This is a genomic window from Hufsiella ginkgonis, from assembly GCF_009834915.1.
GTDB classification, from domain to species: domain Bacteria; phylum Bacteroidota; class Bacteroidia; order Sphingobacteriales; family Sphingobacteriaceae; genus Hufsiella; species Hufsiella ginkgonis.
On sequence record NZ_WVHS01000004.1, the window covers coordinates 437,297 to 453,915 of the forward strand.

Annotated in this window: 12 protein-coding genes; 8 read left to right on the forward strand and 4 right to left on the reverse strand. The window is 52.5% G+C overall.

Annotated features, from left to right (window positions below; all coding sequences use genetic code 11):
• Positions 1–16 precede the first annotated feature (16 nt).
• Together GS398_RS18150 and GS398_RS18155 are read right to left on the reverse strand one after the other, a co-directional pair.
• The gene (locus GS398_RS18150) at positions 17–1,519 is read right to left on the reverse strand and encodes an RICIN domain-containing protein (protein WP_160908227.1); all 1,503 of its coding nucleotides are present in this window, start codon (positions 1,517–1,519) and stop codon (positions 17–19) included.
• Between the two features lie 32 nt (positions 1,520–1,551).
• Positions 1,552–2,847: a glycoside hydrolase family 99 protein gene (locus tag GS398_RS18155; protein ID WP_160908228.1), complete on the reverse strand. Its 1,296-nt coding sequence runs from the start codon at positions 2,845–2,847 to the stop codon at positions 1,552–1,554.
• Positions 2,848–3,116: 269 nt separating this feature from the next.
• Here GS398_RS18155 and GS398_RS18160 point away from each other — a divergent pair, with 269 nt between their 5' ends.
• The 4 genes from GS398_RS18160 to GS398_RS18175 all read left to right on the forward strand — a co-directional run bounded on the left by GS398_RS18160 (position 3,117) and on the right by GS398_RS18175 (position 11,283).
• Positions 3,117–5,024, forward strand: a complete 1,908-nt coding sequence (locus GS398_RS18160) for an MGH1-like glycoside hydrolase domain-containing protein (protein ID WP_160908229.1) — start codon at positions 3,117–3,119, stop codon at positions 5,022–5,024.
• 258 nt (positions 5,025–5,282) lie between these two features.
• A complete protein-coding gene (locus GS398_RS18165) occupies positions 5,283–8,474 on the forward strand; it encodes a SusC/RagA family TonB-linked outer membrane protein (protein WP_202406123.1) in 3,192 nt (1,063 codons plus the stop codon).
• Positions 8,475–8,494: 20 nt separating this feature from the next.
• Positions 8,495–10,537 (forward strand): RagB/SusD family nutrient uptake outer membrane protein, encoded by a 2,043-nt coding sequence (locus tag GS398_RS18170; protein ID WP_160908230.1) that lies wholly within the window; start codon positions 8,495–8,497, stop codon positions 10,535–10,537.
• Positions 10,538–10,560: 23 nt separating this feature from the next.
• Positions 10,561–11,283, forward strand: a complete 723-nt coding sequence (locus GS398_RS18175; protein ID WP_160908231.1) for a DUF3823 domain-containing protein — start codon at positions 10,561–10,563, stop codon at positions 11,281–11,283.
• 77 nt (positions 11,284–11,360) lie between these two features.
• On the opposite strand, the gene GS398_RS18180 is transcribed toward GS398_RS18175, so the two are convergent.
• Entirely contained in the window at positions 11,361–12,074 is a 714-nt protein-coding gene (locus GS398_RS18180) for a LytR/AlgR family response regulator transcription factor (RefSeq protein WP_160908232.1), read from the reverse strand.
• On the reverse strand, positions 12,071–13,084 hold the full coding sequence (locus GS398_RS18185) for a sensor histidine kinase (protein ID WP_160908233.1): 1,014 nt from the start codon (positions 13,082–13,084) through the stop codon (positions 12,071–12,073). The genes GS398_RS18180 and GS398_RS18185 overlap by 4 nt, the downstream gene beginning before the upstream one ends.
• Before the next feature lie 178 nt (positions 13,085–13,262).
• On the opposite strand from GS398_RS18185, the gene GS398_RS18190 reads away from it, so the two are divergent.
• The 4 genes from GS398_RS18190 (at position 13,263) to GS398_RS18205 (ending at position 16,587) form a co-directional block, all read left to right on the forward strand.
• Positions 13,263–14,411, forward strand: coding sequence for an acetyltransferase domain-containing protein (locus GS398_RS18190; RefSeq protein ID WP_160908234.1), 1,149 nt, complete (start codon positions 13,263–13,265; stop codon positions 14,409–14,411).
• A 295-nt stretch (positions 14,412–14,706) separates the two neighbouring features.
• Positions 14,707–14,922, forward strand: coding sequence for a hypothetical protein (locus tag GS398_RS18195; RefSeq protein WP_160908235.1), 216 nt, complete (start codon positions 14,707–14,709; stop codon positions 14,920–14,922).
• 491 nt (positions 14,923–15,413) lie between these two features.
• Positions 15,414–15,950, forward strand: coding sequence for a response regulator transcription factor (locus GS398_RS22710; RefSeq protein WP_255494216.1), 537 nt, complete (start codon positions 15,414–15,416; stop codon positions 15,948–15,950).
• Positions 15,951–16,059: 109 nt separating this feature from the next.
• On the forward strand, positions 16,060–16,587 hold the full coding sequence (locus GS398_RS18205) for a DUF4199 domain-containing protein (protein ID WP_160908236.1): 528 nt from the start codon (positions 16,060–16,062) through the stop codon (positions 16,585–16,587).
• Positions 16,588–16,619: the final 32 nt, after the last annotated feature.

The following is a 16,619-nucleotide window of genomic DNA, read 5'->3' on the forward strand; positions in this document are numbered from 1 at the left end:
TTACATGATTGGTTAATTATGGCGCCTGGAAAGCCCATTGCTGGCTGTTGCTGCCGGTATTGGTCCAAACCTGGATAAGTGCCCCCGGAGCGGTGGAATGCCCCGGTACCTCCATCATTTTATTGGCCGAAACACTTTTCACGAAGTAATAGCCCACTGTGCCCGGCGTGATCACCCACCGCTGGTTATTGGCATTGGTGGATGTGTAGAGTTGTATCCTGGTACCGTCGGCAGTAGCATTCCCGGCCACATCCAACGACTTGCCGCTCTGAACGCTCAGGATGCGGTATTGGCCGTTGCCGATATTGGTAACCGTCCACCGCTGATTGTTCCCGCCGGTATAGCCCCATTGCTGTATAGGCGTTTGGTCGGCAGTCAGGTTCCCTTTAACGTCCAATGCCAGGCCGCTGGTCCGGTTCACGAGCTTATAGGTGCCGTTCGCTAAGGCGGGGGAGGCAACGTACGGCGCAAGAATCGGCTTCAGCAGGTTCGCCACTTTAATGTGGCCGCTTACGCTGGGATGAGCGCCGTCATTGTAGTCAGCAGTTCCCTGGGTGATCCAGCCGGTCGTATTAACATAATGTACCCTGGCATCGCCCGCAGCGATGCGTGCGTTTACCGCGGCTTGCGTGGGTGTAGCTTTTACTCCGGTAAACGGGCGCAGCGCAAAGATCTCCGCGACCGGGAATTTGCTCCTGATAGTGGCCAGGAAGTTGGTATATGTGCTTTGGAACAGGTCATCGGGCACACCGGTACCATTGTCATTCTGGCCAAGATTCACGACAATTACTTTAGGTGTGTATTTTGAAAAATCCCAGTTCGGCGATGCCGGGAAAGACAAGTTCTGGAGCTTAAGGTACTGCGTCTCCATACCCGTTTTATTGGTGTTAAGCCCATAATTATTTACCAGGGCGATCCCGGGAAATGCGATCTGGGTATGTTCCGTGCCCAATAACTCCGAACACACCCAGGCATAATCAGAAACATTGGCCTGTGCACAGGTATAGCCCGAAGTAATGGAATCCCCGATATATTCGATCAGGCTTGGAAACACGTCCGGCGCTGCGGTGCTTGCTCCCGCATCAAGCGTCAAGCCCTGGAAACTAAACACGTAGGCGTAGTCTTTGCCTTGCGCGATGCTGAGCGAATGCGTGCCGCTTGCCAACGGCGAAGGCGTTAAATTAACGGTCCCGGTTACGTTAGTGTAACTTACCCAGGGACCGTTATCGATCCTGGCATAGTAATTACTGGTATTACCAAACTTTACCTTAACGGTGGTACCGGTGAATTTTACTTTGAGGTACGCTCCCCCCCAGTGACTGAAGTACTGCGCGGGATCGGCGAGATCCCAGCGCCCGAAATACTTAATGTTGGGATCTCCAAGGGCGCCTATGCCCTTTGTTGTGGCGGTGTATTTGCCCGGAGTGGTTACGGCGGGCGTTTCTTTAAGTGCTTCCGTTTTCGTACAACCGGTTAAGGCCAGAAGGAAACACAGAATCGCTGTTTTGAGCTGTTTCATGGTATAAAAATCAGGAGTGAATGGTTTCGGTGTTATTGATGTGAAGTAGGATGCGCCCAAACCAGGGCGGTCTGGCTCTTTACCATCCTGGCGCCGTCGCCGGTAAGCCTCAGGTAAAAGTCCGACGAACAGTTCACGCCATCTGCGTTGAGCGTAAGGAAGTATTGGTTGGTGGGGATCATCGAACTGTTTTCGGCAGCCTTGGCAATAGCGGTTGCCTCGTCGTATTCATCGAACATGGCCACGTACACGTTAGGAATCCCCTGGTTGCGGATGTTGGCAAACTGCCGCCACATAAAATCTCCGTGGAGGCGGGGGACCTCGTTCTTAGGCGTTCCCGGCTTCCAGTTAGACCAGGCGAACCCGGGGAATACCACGGGTTGGTAATCGATATTCCGGCCGTTGCAAATGGCGAGGTCGTTCTGCATGATACTGGCATAATTATCGGCAGCGGCCAGGCTGTTAAACGTACCTACAGACCATGGCGAGATCATATTTGACGCATAATACGCGGAAAGATTCGTAGCATCGCCGCGCCAATCGCGCTTCACGCCAATAATTACATAACAACCCTGCGCCTTAAACCAGTTGATCACCTCGAGCCACGAAGCTGCGTTGCCGGGGCGGTTGGGCACGCCTATACCCCAGATGCATACGACGGGCTTACCGTTCTGTTTCGCGTATGCGCCGGAAGTAGTATGGGTTTTCATGGCGTTGGTCCAGTCGGTTTTAATCTCCGCCTGGAAATTCGTCCACCCCGAAATATCGTACATCACGTAAAACTTCCTGCCGTAGTTCTCCGCCTGGTTACGTGCTTTGGCCATGATGCTGTTCTTAAAATCGCGGTCCCGGTTATCGGCGAACATATGTGCACCGAACCGCTGCACGGCAGCACAGTCTATACCGTATTGCTGCATCCATTGAAAATGCCGCTGAACCGTTTGCGACGTCCACGACGAGAATAGTTTTGCCGGCTGACCATTACCCAGGCTAGCATAATTGGTGGCATACGTAGTGGTGTATTCCCGTACGTCGGGATAAAGCTCGAACGTTTGATTGCCCGGCCCGGGTGTACCCCCGGCAACCCAATGCCTCCAGGAGTTAAAAGGAGAGCCATCGCCGGGTCCGCCAAACCACCCCTGGTAGCCTACCACCAGCTTGCCCACAACATCGCCTACAGGTGACGCCGATACCTCGTTTTGTTCTTTTCGGGAAGCCGCAGGGGCATCGGCCTGCCCGGGATTCTCATTTTTCGTACAGGCGCTTAAAGCCGCCGACAGGAAGAAGACGTGCGCAAAGCGCCGCAAATGACCGTGCTGGTTTTTCATGTTAGATTTCGTTTAATAATAAATAATGATGATTAGCAGCCAATTATGGCAATGCACAAATAAAAAGACGGCGGCTTAACAGCACCCTAACAAAACCTTAACCGGCAAAACCTTACGCTTTTTTCTTTTTCCCTGCTTAAAATGATGTGATTTTCAACATCGGCACGGGCCATTATTAATCTGTTAATGGGCTGTTAGCCCGTTATTATCCCGCTGTTAACCTGCGGGGTTTACTTTGTGCCGCATAGATCGCCTACTAATCAAACTACATGAAATTTCCTTTCTCTCTTAACGGCTGCGGTTTACCGCTACGCTTATCCTGTCTGCTCCTGGTGGGCATCATATGGCCCGGAGCGGTTTCGGCCCAACCCGTGGCCCGGCAAATAAAGACGCCGGAATACCGGGCACTGCAAAAGGAACTGTCATCCGGCTGGAACACGTGGTACAACAACAGCGTGATCACCCAGGCGTTGCTGCCCGAGTCATTTGCCATTAACCTCTGTATTGCCCATAAAAACAGTTCCGACTTTCTTAAAGAAGTGCTGCCGTCAACAGAGATATTGAAGCGGCCCGAGAAAGTCACGCTCGGCTTAAGGGCCGATGACGGCAGCTATACCAGCCTCCGGCTCAGCTATAAAGGCGACGAGCTTGATATCCAGACAGCCACCCGGGATGGCGAAGAATATATCCTGGTTACATCAGCCAAACCCTCGGCGGCGTATTTGATCGCAGAGGCTGGGATACTCTGGAATGCCCCGGGCGCGGTTGGCGCCTCCGCAGATCGCCTCTTCGGCGAATTTGGCGCCAGGCGGATCCAGGTGTTCTTTACGGAGAAACCCGTTCAGCAGGCTTATGTGGGCAGCACCGGGCCGCACCTTACTTTCCCGCTAACAACGGAGCTGGGAATCTCTACCGGCCGCCGGTGCACGCTTGCCGAAATCCGGTCGGTTATTGCGCAACGGCGCGCAGCACAGGAAAAAAGAGTGAGCGCTTACGGCGACCTCTCGGAACCGTTCAGGGCCATGCAATCCGTTCTCGCATGGAACACGATCTACGATGCCGCCAATCAACGCGTAATTACCCCCGTAAGCCGTTTATGGAACTACCGCTGGGGCGCGGGATATGTGCTTTTTAACTGGGATACCTATTTCGCAAGCTACATGCTCGCACTATTTAACAAAAAGCTGGCCTATGCCAACGCGGTCGAAATGACGAAAGCGATTACACGGGAAGGTTTCGTACCTAATTTCCAATCCATTGGCAGGGGTGTTTCTACCGACCGCTCACAACCGCCGGTCGGCAGTACCATCATCCTGAATATTTACCGCCAGCACCGCGATAAATGGTTCCTGGAAGAAGTGTACGATGAACTGCTTACCTGGAACCGGTGGTGGCCGAAACACCGGAATATCGACGGATACTTAGCGTGGGGATCTTTTGACGGCGCTACCGGCCGCGTATCGCAAACATTCTCGAAATATGAATCGGGCCTGGACAATTCGCCGATGTATGACGGTGTGCCGCTGGATTCAGTAACTCATACCCTCGCCCTTGCCGACGTTGGCCTGCTGAGCCTGTATATCTCAGACTGCCGGGCATTATCGGCCATCGCCTCCGAACTTGGAATGACCAATGACGCCCGTGAGCTCAACCAACGGGCAGAGCTGTATAAAAAGAAACTGGTGACGCTATGGGACGAAAAATCGGGCATTTACCGCAACAAAAGGCTTGACAACGGAGCGTTCAGCCCGCGGCTCTCACCCACCAACTTCTACCCGCTATTAGCCGGCGTACCCACCGCCGAACAGGCGGAACGGATGCTCAAAGAACACTTTTACAATGCCGGCGAATTTTACGGCCGGTTCATGATCCCCTCTGCGCCCAGGAACGACCCGGCTTTTAAAGACAACGACTACTGGCGCGGAAGGATCTGGGGGCCGCTCAACTTCCTGACCTACCTGTCATTAAAAAACTACGAAACCGCTCCGGCAAGGGCTGAGCTCATTCAAAAATCCAGGGAATTGTTTTTCAAAAACTGGCGTCTGAATAACGGCGTGTACGAAAACTACAACGCCGTAACAGGCCAGGGAGGCGATGTGATTAATGCTGACGGCAGCTACCACTGGGGCGCTCTGCTGGTTTTTATGGAATTTATTGAAAAGGGGCTGATCAGGTAATCCCGGCTACCCCGCGAATTATCTCTCGTTAAGGTTTTTTTAAGGTCTTGTTAGGGCTGCATTCATGTATTATTTGAGTGCTTGTTAAGGCTGTCTCTTTACTTAGCCGGGGAAAGGAGCACGCCATGCAATAACGCTTACCCTAACCAAAGATGAAATCAGTAGTCCGGCAACCGAAGCGGCAGCCGAACTATTGATACGTACCAATTAGAAATCTAAATAACCAATCAAATGAACTTTTATTTTACCAGTAGCAGCATGTATTCAAAATGCATGCAAAAGATGCTGCCAGCTACCCGGCTCACTTCGGTGTTGCTGATGGTCTCGATAGCAGCTTTCCCCGGGCGTACCTCAGGCGCGGAACCGGGCATAACAACTCATCGGCTTGTGCCCGTTAACGCACCCGTTACGGTTACCGGAAAAGTTACCGACAACAAAGGGGAAGCGCTTCCAGGCGTCACCGTACTGGAGAAAGGAACCACGAACACTACCGCAACCACCGGTAACGGCAGTTTCAAAATAACGGTAGCGGGCGAAGATGCCGTACTGGTGTTCTCGTTCGTTGGCTTCGATACCAAAGAAGTTAGCGTAAAGCGGCAAACCACCGTGGATGTGCGGCTCACCTCATCGAGCACCGACCTTACCGAGGTAGTAGTGGTGGGTTACGGCCAGCAAAAGAAGGTTACCGTAACCGGATCCGTGGCTTCCGTTACCGGGGCGGAGATCGTTACCACCAAAACCCAGAACCTCCAGAACACACTCACCGGGAAAGTACCCGGGCTGCGGGTGATCCAGCGAACCTCCGAGCCGGGCACTTTCGATAACAGGTTCGATATCCGCGGATTCGGTAACGCCCTGATCGTGGTAGACGGAGTGCCGCGCGGCAATATCGAGCGGATCGACCCCAATGATGTGGAGAGCATCTCCGTACTCAAGGATGCGGCGGCTGCCGTATATGGCGTACGGGCGGCAAACGGGGTGGTGCTTATCACCACTAAGAAGGGTACGCAGGGAAAGGCGCGGATCGAGTATTCCTACCTCGCGGGATTCCAGAATCCCAGCGGCTTACCCCGACCACTTAACGCGGTTGACAGGGCAGTGATCTTTAATGAACAATCCATGCACAGCCTTACCAACCCGGTGATTACCGTCCCCGACGACCTCATTAAACCCTACATCGACGGCACACGCGACGATATCGATTGGTATGACCGGGTGATGCGCGATAACGCGCCGCAGTCGCAGCAAAACCTGGGTGTAAGCGGGGGCTCAGACAAGGTAGACTACTTTGTTAACCTCGGCTATGCCTACCAGGGCGGCTTTTGGCGAACAAACGACCTCAACTATAAAAAATATAACTTCAGGACGAACCTGAATGCTGCCATCTCCGACCGGCTGAAAGCCTCGCTGAGGATCAGCGGCGTAGTCGACCAGCAGGACCGCCCTTTCCGGGATTCGTGGGAGATCTTTAAAAACCTCTGGCGGTCGCGTCCCGATGATTATTATTACGCCAATGACAATCCGCAGTATATTTACCGCAACCAGGCGGATTATCACCCGGGAGCGATCTCCAGCTCCGACTATTCCGGCTACCACATCATTAACAACAAGATCTTCCAGAGCTCGTTCTCGCTCGATTACATGGTGCCCCGCGTAGAGGGATTAACCGCACGGGGAGTGTTCAGCTACGATGTGTCTATCGCCGACAGGACGGACTACCAGAAAACGTTCGCCGAATACGAGTACAATGCCATTACCAACGCCTATACACCGGTTAACTACCAGGTACCCAACCAGGTGACCAGGAACTTCGGCAACAATCCAAGCCAGCTGGTACAGTTATCATTGAACTATAAGCATGCTTTTGCAAAGCACTCCGTTGATGCCCTGGCACTGGTTGAACAGAGCAGCAGCAGCGGCGACGGGTTCTTCGCGCAGCGCCAGCTTAGTATCTCGCTGCCTTACTTGTTTGCCGGTAATGCCGCCAACCAGGTTGGAAATGCGAGCACCGGGAGCGTTTACCAGTTCGTAAATAAAGGGTTGGTAGGCCGCATCGATTATAACTACGCCTCGAAATACCTTCTCAATCTCAGCTTCAGGTATGATGGCTCTTCGAAATTCCCATCTTCCAAACAATGGGGATTCTTCCCCTCCGTCCAGGGCGGATGGCGGATCTCGGAAGAAGGCTTCTTCAAAAGAACAGAAGCGCTGTCATTCGTTTCGAACCTGAAGGCACGGGCATCTTATGGTGTGCTGGGTGACGACGGCGCGTCTTCCTTCCAGTTTATCACGGGTTACGACTACCCGTTCAGCGGCGGCAACAGCCAGGCGCTCGGCTCGGGTTACCTGTTCGACGGATGGACGACGGCCCTCGGCTTTAGAAGCGTAGCCAACCCGAACATTACCTGGTATACCGCCAAAATGACCAACCTGGGTCTCGACGCCGATCTATGGCGCGGCAAATTGGGTATTACATTTGATGCTTTTCGCCGCGACCGCAGCGGTTTACTGGGAAACCGCCTGTTGTCACTTCCCCTCTCCTTCGGCTCGAGCCTGCCGCAGGAAAACCTGAACTCAGACCGTACGGAAGGCTTTGAACTGGCGCTTACCCATAAAAACACCATCGGCGCCGATCTTGGCATCGACATCGGCGGCAATATTTCGCTTACCCGCACCCTGAACCGCTACGTGGAGCGTGCGGCAGACGGCAGCTCGTATGCCAGGTGGCGCAACAGCCCCACAGACCGCTATAACGACGTATGGTTCGGGCTCGGTTACGTAGGGCAGTACCAATCTTACGAACAGATCCGCAATGCGCCGGTCTATACCGGCAGGGGCACCTTACCCGGCGACTACATTTACGAAGACTGGAACAACGACGGTACCATCGACGACATGGACCGCTACCCGATCGCTACATCAACCAACCCCACAGCCGATTTCAACGGGAAAAGAAACTACCCGCTGCTCAATTTCGGCCTTACACTTGGCGCCCATTTCAAAAGCTTCGACATGAATGCGCTGTTCCAGGGTGCGGCACGCGCTTATGCATCGTACGGCGAAATGTACCAGGTACTTACCTCCAATGCACTCGACTTTTTTATGGACCGGTGGCATCCGCAGGATCCAAAGAAAGACCCGTACGATCCTTCAAACATATGGGTTCCCGGGAAACAGGCCTATACGGGTACCTCCTTCGATATCAACTCTGCCAGGGGAATCCAGAACACGTCCTACGTAAGGCTGAAGACCATTGAGCTGGGATACACGCTGCCTTCAAAGCTCACGAAGAAGGCGGGCATAAGCAGCCTGAGGGTATATGCCAACGGGTACAACCTGTTCACTTTTTCGGGTGTATTGGGCATCGATCCCGAACACCCTTCTGATATCTACGGCTATATGTACCCGATGAACAAAACGGTAAATTTTGGAGCCAGTCTCCGGTTATAACATTGATAAAACCCGAAATCATGAAACATTCTATCATAAAACTGGCATCGGTCGCTTTCCTGGTCATGGGAGCTTACGCATGCAAAAAGCTGGACGTCGCGCCTCCTAACATCCTTACGGATGAAGTGGTGCTAAGCACCCCGGAAGGCATCAAAGCTTACATGGCTTCCCTGTATGGCAGGCTGCCCATCGAAGATTTTAAATACAGCGCCACGGATAACACCTTCGGCTACCGTGGTTTTAACACCTGGAACACCATCAACAGCTTATCGGTGAACACGGGCGAAAACGCAAATCGCAATTCCGGGGGCTTTCAAAACCCGGCGCAGGGCTGGTGGTCTGACGGGTACTCGGTGATCCGGTACGCCAATAACCTCATCGAGCAATTGCCGAAACAGCCGGCCCTCACCCCGGCCAACGTAAAACGGTGGGTAGGCGAAGCTTATTTCATGCGGGCTTACACCTATTTCGCGCTGGCTAAAAGGTATGGCGGCGTGCCGCTGGTAAAAAACATGCAGCAATATACGGGCAGCAACGGCGACCAGCTGTTTGTGCAAAGAAGCAGCGAAGACGAAAGCTTCGACCTGATCCGGGCCGACCTCGATTCGGCGATCAACCGGCTTGGCGAAACCAGTGAAAACCCGGGGCGGGCCAATAAATATGTAGCTGCGGCTTTTAAGTCGAGGGCCATGCTCTACGCAGGATCGGTGGCACGATACGGAATACCCGTTTCGGTGAACGGCGTAATGGTGAACGGGATCCCCGCCGCCAAGGCAAACGACTACTTTAAAGAAGCTTATACCGCCGCCAAAATGCTCGAAGGTAAGTACAGCCTGTATATGAAAAGCTGGTCGGCCACAGACAAGACAGCTGCAGCCAACAACTTCGCCAACCTGTTTTTAGATGCCGGCAGCCCCGAAAACATCTTCACCAAAGGCTATTCCTTCCCGGATGCCGTACATAGCTGGGACCACCTCTACAACCCCACACATATGACACAGAGCGGCGGCGACCGCTACTGCCCCACCCTGGATTTCGTGGAAATGTTCGATGGGCTTAACAAGAATGCAAAAGGTCAGCTGGTCACTACCAATGCCAGCGGGGCCTATCTCGTTTATAATTCAGCAGCCGAAGCGTTCAGCAATGCCGAGCCAAGGCTGAGGGGATCGGTGCTGTTTTCGGGCAGCAAACACAAGGGCGCCACAGTCGACATCCGCCGCGGCATCTTCGTGGAAACCATCGATCCTGCTACGCCGGTTCAAAAATTCTTTCCCGATGAGTCAAAGCTGGCGTACTCGACCCTCGCTTTTTACAAGGATAACGTAAAGGAATCTGCACAGGCGAACGCATCAGGGCAAACCGTTTACAAGTTATCGAACGGCGTGCAGCTTTACCCTTCCGGCCTCGACGGCGTGAGCTCGGCAAAAGGATATGCCTCAGTTACGGGTTTCCAGGGCAGGAAATACCTGCTGCCCGACCTGGCGATCTCAAACACCAACATCCACCAGTCAACCCAGCCGTGGATCGAGCTCCGGTACGCCGAAGTGTTGCTCAACCGCGCGGAAGCCGCACTGGAGCTCTTCCAGAACAATGGTACCGTACCCGGTGCGGCCGACCTTCAGCAGGATGCTTTTGAATGTATGAACCTGGTACGTAACCGCGCCGGCGCCCAGTTACTGGCAAGTAAGGCCGATCTTTCTTCGGGTGCCGCGCTCACCCTCGCCGCCGGCGGATACGCGGTCGCCCCTAATCGCGCGCAGCAGCTGATCCGCGTGGAGCGCAAAAAGGAACTCGCCATGGAAAACAAGACTTATTGGGACCTGAAACGGTGGAGGACCTTCGACCAGGAAGTAAATGCCCGTATCTGGCGGGTATGCATGCCTTTCTTGTTTGCCAAAGGGGCGACTGCCGTGGCGGCCGACGACGTGCAGGGGAAATGGGCGCTGGACTGCCGCTACGATGAGCGGGGCTCTGCTTTCACTTTCCCGGTAAGGAACTACTACGAGCCGATCCCGGGAACGGAGATCACCAAGGGTTTATATGGCAACCCGGGACTTAATTAAGATACCGACATAATTCACATAACATGAAGATGAAAAAAATAGGCTACGCAATAGCAGCCGCCATCCTGTGTGCAGGTTTGCATGCCTGCGAAACGGATAACTACGAAGCGCCCGGCGAGACGCTGCAAGGCCGGGTAAGCGATGCGGCCGGAAATGGCCTCCAGTTGGAACAGGGCGCCAGCAGTGCACGAATAAAAATGGAAGAACTAAGCTTTAAAAACCCGGTACCGGTTTACCTGAACGTTAAACAGGACGGAAGCTTTATTAACACCAAAGTATTTGGCGGCAGGTACCGTGTTTTCCCGGTTGAGGGGCCTTTCTTCCCGCTCGATAGCACGCAGATGCAGCTTGTAGACATCAGCGGCCCGGCCACGGCGAACTTTAAGGTGATCCCTTACCTGAACGTTGAATGGGTAGGCGATCCCGTAGTAGCGGCAGATAAAAAGATCACCGTATCTTTTAAGTTTACCCGTAACGCCGCTCCTGCCGGTTTTACCCAACCTGCACCGGCAGATTACCAATTATTTATCTCCACCACGCAGTATGTTGGCAATAACAATTATGACAACACCCGCGTAGGATCTGTAGTTACCGCTACCGCGGCGATGGAGAACCAGGTGCTCACCATCACTTCATCTCAGCCGATGAAATACGCCACCACTTTTTATCTCCGCGTAGGTGTGCGCGTGAATGATAGTTTCAAGAAGTATAATTACACGCCTGTAAAATCAATCGTAATTCCCTAAACCTGTTACCTGACCCGTCCCGTAATAAATCACGGGGCGGGTTTTTTGATCGCCTTCGAAGGTAAATCGGTGTCTGCTTACCGCTTAAGCATGCGTTCTTCAATGCGTTTGATCACTTCCATGCGATAATTCCGGCTAATGGGAAGCTGGCGTTCGCCGATGCGGATCATGTTCCCTTCTAACGCGTCTATCCGCGCGATGGCCACCAGGAAGGACTGGTGGATCTTTAAGAACTGCACCTGCGGCAACTGCACTTCAAGTCCCTTCATGGTAAGATACGCAATGATCCTTTTACCCGTGGTGCAGATCATCACATAGTTCCCCAGGGCTTCGAAATATAAAATATCCTTTAGTTCTATTTTTTCGATCCGTTTATCGGAGCGGACGAAAAGATAACCGGCAGAGAAATCGTGCGTCGGCCCGAAACTAAGCTCATGGTAATCTTTTGCTTTATGAACCGCCTTCAGGAACCTGCCGAGCGCGATGGGCTTAAGCAGGTAATCGACTACATCCAGCTCGTAGCCGTCCAACGCATAGTTGGGAAAGGCCGTGGTAAGGATAACCAGCGGCTTGCCGGCCGCGGAGCGAAGGTAATCGAGCCCCGACCGTCGCGGCATCTCGATATCGAGAAAAACGAGGTCGATCGGGTCTTCCTGCAATGCCGTTTCCAGTTTTGCGATGTTTTCGCACTGCCCGCGCACATCAAGAAAAGGCACCTGGCCCGCAAATTCGCGGATCACTTTGCGCGCCACCGGTTCATCGTCTACGATCAGGCAAGTCAGGCGTTTCATAGGTTTAAATTCAGTATTACAGTGAACAGGCCATTTTCCGCGGTAATGGTTAAGGTGTGGCGTTTCGGGTAAAGCAGTTCCAGCCTGCGTTTTACATTTGCCAGGCCGATGCCGCCGGTACGGGCTTCGGGCGTTTCGTAAGAATTTACACAGCGGAAAACCACTTCGCTACCATGTTGTACCAGGCTAACGGTTACGCGGTTTTCCCGCCCGTCGTCACGCGTGCTGTATTTAAAAGCATTTTCTACGAAAGCCACGAATAACAAAGGAGCGATCTTTAACCCTGGGTTTTCTACACGGGTATCCAGCGAGATTGCCAGGCTCGTATCGCTCCGTGCACGCTGCAATGCGATGTAATTTTCGAGGTAGGCAGCCTCTTTGCCCAGTTCTACGAAATCCGTGTCAGCCTCGTATAAATTATACCGCAGCAGGTCTGAAAACTGCACCACCATTTCGCGGGCCCTGGTATTTTCCATCTCAATGGTACCGTAAATCGTGTTCAGCCCGTTGAACAGGAAATGCGGGTTCACCTGCGCACGCAGGTATTTTAGCTCGGTTTCCAGCTGCGAGATCTGGATATTTTTCATCAGCTGGCGCTGCTCCGACCACTTCTGCGCGTAGAATAACAAGGTGGAGATCACCAGGAACCATACCGCATTCACGGAATTCCAGTAAAAATACGAGTCGATCGTCATTACGTCTTTCGGCCATACTTTCGCATCCCAAAACTGCTGGTTCAGGCTCCGGAGATACGTATAAGCGAGAACGATGGCCAGCAGGCCTGCCACATACCCTGCATATCGCCGGTTATCCAGTAATACAGGTATCAGGAACCGCACATTGGTATACAGTAGCAGCGCAATCATGCCATAGAAAAGCAGCAGCGGCTGCAGCGACCATAAGAAGCCCCGCTGCATGATCCAGCCGCGGGAGTCCATGATACCATACACGACGTACAGCAACCAGAAAAGCCAGAAGAATAAATTGTTTTTGTTGATGATGAAACGCATAGCGATACGCTCTGTACACTCAAAGCTACAGGAAAAACAGAAATTCCGGCAGCTTTGGCTGGTCGTCGTTCCTGATTTCAGGTAAAATATACCGCTTGTGTAGGTTTCCTTCCAGGATATCCAAAAATTTTTCTGGAACGGTGCAAATACATGATCTTCAGCGTCACACCCATTTCGTATGACATTACCCGTTCCCTCATCGCGCCTGCGTTCTATAGATCTGCTGCGCGGCATTATTATGGTGATCATGGTGATCGATCATGTACGCGTATATTCCGGTCAGCCACCCGGCGGACCGGAGCCGGGAATCTTCTTTACCCGCTGGGTCACGCATTTCTGCGCGCCGGTATTCGCCTTCCTGGCGGGCTCGGCGGCTTATTTTCACGGGCTCAAAACCAATCTCCGGCAGTTGTCCGTGTTTCTGCTCACCCGCGGCAGTATGCTGGTAGTACTCGAGCTTACGGTGGTGCGACTGGGCTGGACCTTCAACCTGCGCCTCGACCAGTTCATGCTGGCAGGAATTATCTGGATGCTGGGTTGGAGCATGATCATCATGGCTGCCCTGGTGCGGCTTAAGCCGGCCGCGGTCGGGATCACCGGGCTGGCAGTGATCATTTTCCAGGATGTATTCAAACTCGTGCCCCGCATGGCGCCGGATTCCATTCGCGGAGCGTTTGCAAGGTACTGGGAGATCATTTACCCCTCGGGATCCAACGGCCCGGACTGGATCTGGGTGCTGTTTTCCGTCGTCCCATGGGTGGGCGTCATGGCGGCGGGTTACGGTTTTGGCATCGTCTTCAGGATGGAGCCGGCCAAACGCCGCCAGGTCTGCCTGGTGATCGGGATCACAGCGATCACTATTTTCCTGGCCGCGGGCAGCGTGATGACCATTTTACAACCCGGCAGCGCCAATACATGGCCATTCCTTTTCAAATTGCTCAACCAACGCAAATATCCCGCCTCACAGCTATACCTGTGCATGACGCTCGGCCCGGCAATCGCGCTGATCCCCCTGGCGGAAAAGGCGAAAGGGCGATTAGCCGAAGCGCTCATCACCATCGGCAGCGTACCGCTTTTCTACTATATCCTCCACATCCCGCTTCACCACGTAAGTGCTTTCGTAGTGAACCTCCTCCGTAGCGGCCGTACCGGGCAGGAATGGTACCACGTCGCACCCTTTACCGATGTTCCGCCAGCGTTTAAATGGCCGCTCTGGTGCATTTATGCTGTTTTCGCGGTGAACGTGGTAATGCTATATTTTGCCTGCCGCTGGTACGCGAACTACAAGCGCATGCATCCGAAGCAGAAATGGATGAGGTACATATAGGAGGCAAGCACCGCCACTTCTAACACCGAAACGAGCAAATAAATCGCTAGAGGCGGCAAGCAGCTCACGGTCACAAAACGGGACGTATTTCCGGCGCCCGTTCTTATTGCAGAGCCGGCCAATCAATCCTTTAACATCCCGTGCCATAATGCCGCTGTATACGGCTCTTTTATACAGGGTGATCCTAATGGTCGATGTCCGTGTAATTTTATTACGATAAATTCGTAATACTACGAATTTATCGTAATATTGTTTTAAGTATTCCCGATTACTCTTAATCATAAAATGAACGATCATGAGAGACAAGACCTCATCGGCGGGCCACCCGGCCAAACAACTGTTATTGCTCTCGGTAATTGGCATCCAGGTATTACTATTTACCGCCTCCACGCGATTCGGTCAGCCGGGCCGCCGGATAAAAAGTACCGGTTTGCCAGGCCGGCAGTCTACGGCTCCCGTAAAAGCGGATACGGCTAAACGAATTATATATTCGTCCTTTCCTTCACGGTAGCATGCCAGGCTTTAGTGCCCGGATATAATCAAATCGGGTATTTCGCAAAACCGCCTCATAATTGACTATATACCTGTTTATCCCTGTGCATTAAGCCGTGGGAATCATCCAGGTTTGCGCCATGTATTTAACCCGCCGCACCAGGTGAAAGCGGGTAATGTCCCGCACGCCCGCTTCGCGTGTGCGGTTTTGCCCGACATTGGCCTGCATAACGACTGTTGTACCGGTAGCCTGTAACCACCTTTCTTACCTCCTGACCACTAACTGGTGCCTATTGCCAATTCTAAAATCCTGCTTATATTACAGCGACTTAACAGATACCCGCAATAAATGCGCAGATCGTTTTATCTCCTCCTGCTGGTATTTTTTTAATACAGGCGCGCGGGCCCAGGTTAGCGTCCCCGGTGCCAGGAGACCCGATAAATAAAGAACGGGCGGGCAAAGCGATCTATTTGCGGGTAAGGCTTATCGTACAATGTAAAATCGGAGACTTGAAAGATCTCTACAAAGAAATGAATAAGGCGATGCAAGGAACGCCGGTTATGGCAATGAGCTTTTTAAAGGACTTTTTTCTCAGGACACGGCATATTACCTTGTACGCCTGTTGCATGGCGGTACTGGTGTTCCTGCTAAAATGGTTGCAGTGGAAGCTCCTGATCGTTGACAATTCACTGGATATTTACATCGGCCTTATCGCTCTTTTTTTTACGATGCTTGGTATTTGGGTGGCTACCCAGCTGGTTAAGCCGAAGATAAAAACGGTAGTGGTAGAAAAAGAGGTTTATATAACGCCGCAGGATTCGCCTGTTATTAATGAAGCCGAGCTGAAAAAGCTCCACCTGAGTACCCGCGAGCTCGAAGTGCTGCGGTTGCTGGCGAAGGGACACAGCAATGCGGAGATCGCGGAACAGCTGTTCCTGTCGCTGAGCACGGTAAAAACACATGCATCCAATCTCTTTGTAAAAATGGACGTAAAAAGCAGGACACAGGCCATCGAAAAAGCCAAACGATTGAAGATCACCGCTTAAAACAACATATACTTTCGTATGAATTCATCGCTTAAGCGAATTTGGTACTAAAGTATGAGTACCTTTTTGTTTGCCGTTTTTAGTTTTGAGACCTCCTAAAAACACAAAAATGAAACGAAATGTATTGATCTTCGGATTGGTTCTCGGAACGATCCTGTGTGTACACATGATTTACATGGTAAACCTGTGCTACAATAATCCAGATTTTAAAACTAACGATGTAGTTGGCTATACGGCCATGATCGTTGTATTGTCCCTGATTTTTTTTGGTACCAGGAACTACCGCAACAAGGAGCTGAACGGGGTGATCTCCTTCGGAAACGCGTTTAAAACGGGCGCCCTGATCGCCCTGGCGGGCGCCACTATGTATGTGGCGGTGTGGTTCTTTTACTACTACCTGTTTGTGCCTGACTACCTCGATAAATATATTCCGCACGTGTTAAAAAGCGCCGCCGAAAAAAGCCCCGCAGAGCTGGCCGCCAAAACCAGAGAGATGCAAAGCTTTAAGGAAATGTACCAGAACCCGCTTTTTGTAGTGCTTATCACGTATGTGGAAGTATTGCCGCTGGGGCTGATCGTGGCGTTGATCAGTGCGCTGGTCCTTCAAAGGAGGAATAAGGCAGAATTAGCAAAGTGAAAACGGTCTGTCGCGCGGGCAGGAATAAAAGC

What these genes read in the sequence shown, in the direction of transcription:
- GS398_RS18150 (WP_160908227.1), bottom strand. Translation starts at nt 1,519, where the DNA reads ATGAAACAGCTCAAAACAGCGATTCTGTGTTTCCTTCTGGCCTTAACC.
- GS398_RS18155 (WP_160908228.1), bottom strand. Translation starts at nt 2,847, where the DNA reads ATGAAAAACCAGCACGGTCATTTGCGGCGCTTTGCGCACGTCTTCTTC.
- GS398_RS18160 (WP_160908229.1), top strand. Translation starts at nt 3,117, where the DNA reads ATGAAATTTCCTTTCTCTCTTAACGGCTGCGGTTTACCGCTACGCTTA.
- GS398_RS18165 (WP_202406123.1), top strand. Translation starts at nt 5,283, where the DNA reads ATGTATTCAAAATGCATGCAAAAGATGCTGCCAGCTACCCGGCTCACT.
- GS398_RS18170 (WP_160908230.1), top strand. Translation starts at nt 8,495, where the DNA reads ATGAAACATTCTATCATAAAACTGGCATCGGTCGCTTTCCTGGTCATG.
- GS398_RS18175 (WP_160908231.1), top strand. Translation starts at nt 10,561, where the DNA reads ATGAAGATGAAAAAAATAGGCTACGCAATAGCAGCCGCCATCCTGTGT.
- GS398_RS18180 (WP_160908232.1), bottom strand. Translation starts at nt 12,074, where the DNA reads ATGAAACGCCTGACTTGCCTGATCGTAGACGATGAACCGGTGGCGCGC.
- GS398_RS18185 (WP_160908233.1), bottom strand. Translation starts at nt 13,084, where the DNA reads ATGCGTTTCATCATCAACAAAAACAATTTATTCTTCTGGCTTTTCTGG.
- GS398_RS18190 (WP_160908234.1), top strand. Translation starts at nt 13,263, where the DNA reads ATGACATTACCCGTTCCCTCATCGCGCCTGCGTTCTATAGATCTGCTG.
- GS398_RS18195 (WP_160908235.1), top strand. Translation starts at nt 14,707, where the DNA reads ATGAGAGACAAGACCTCATCGGCGGGCCACCCGGCCAAACAACTGTTA.
- GS398_RS18205 (WP_160908236.1), top strand. Translation starts at nt 16,060, where the DNA reads ATGAAACGAAATGTATTGATCTTCGGATTGGTTCTCGGAACGATCCTG.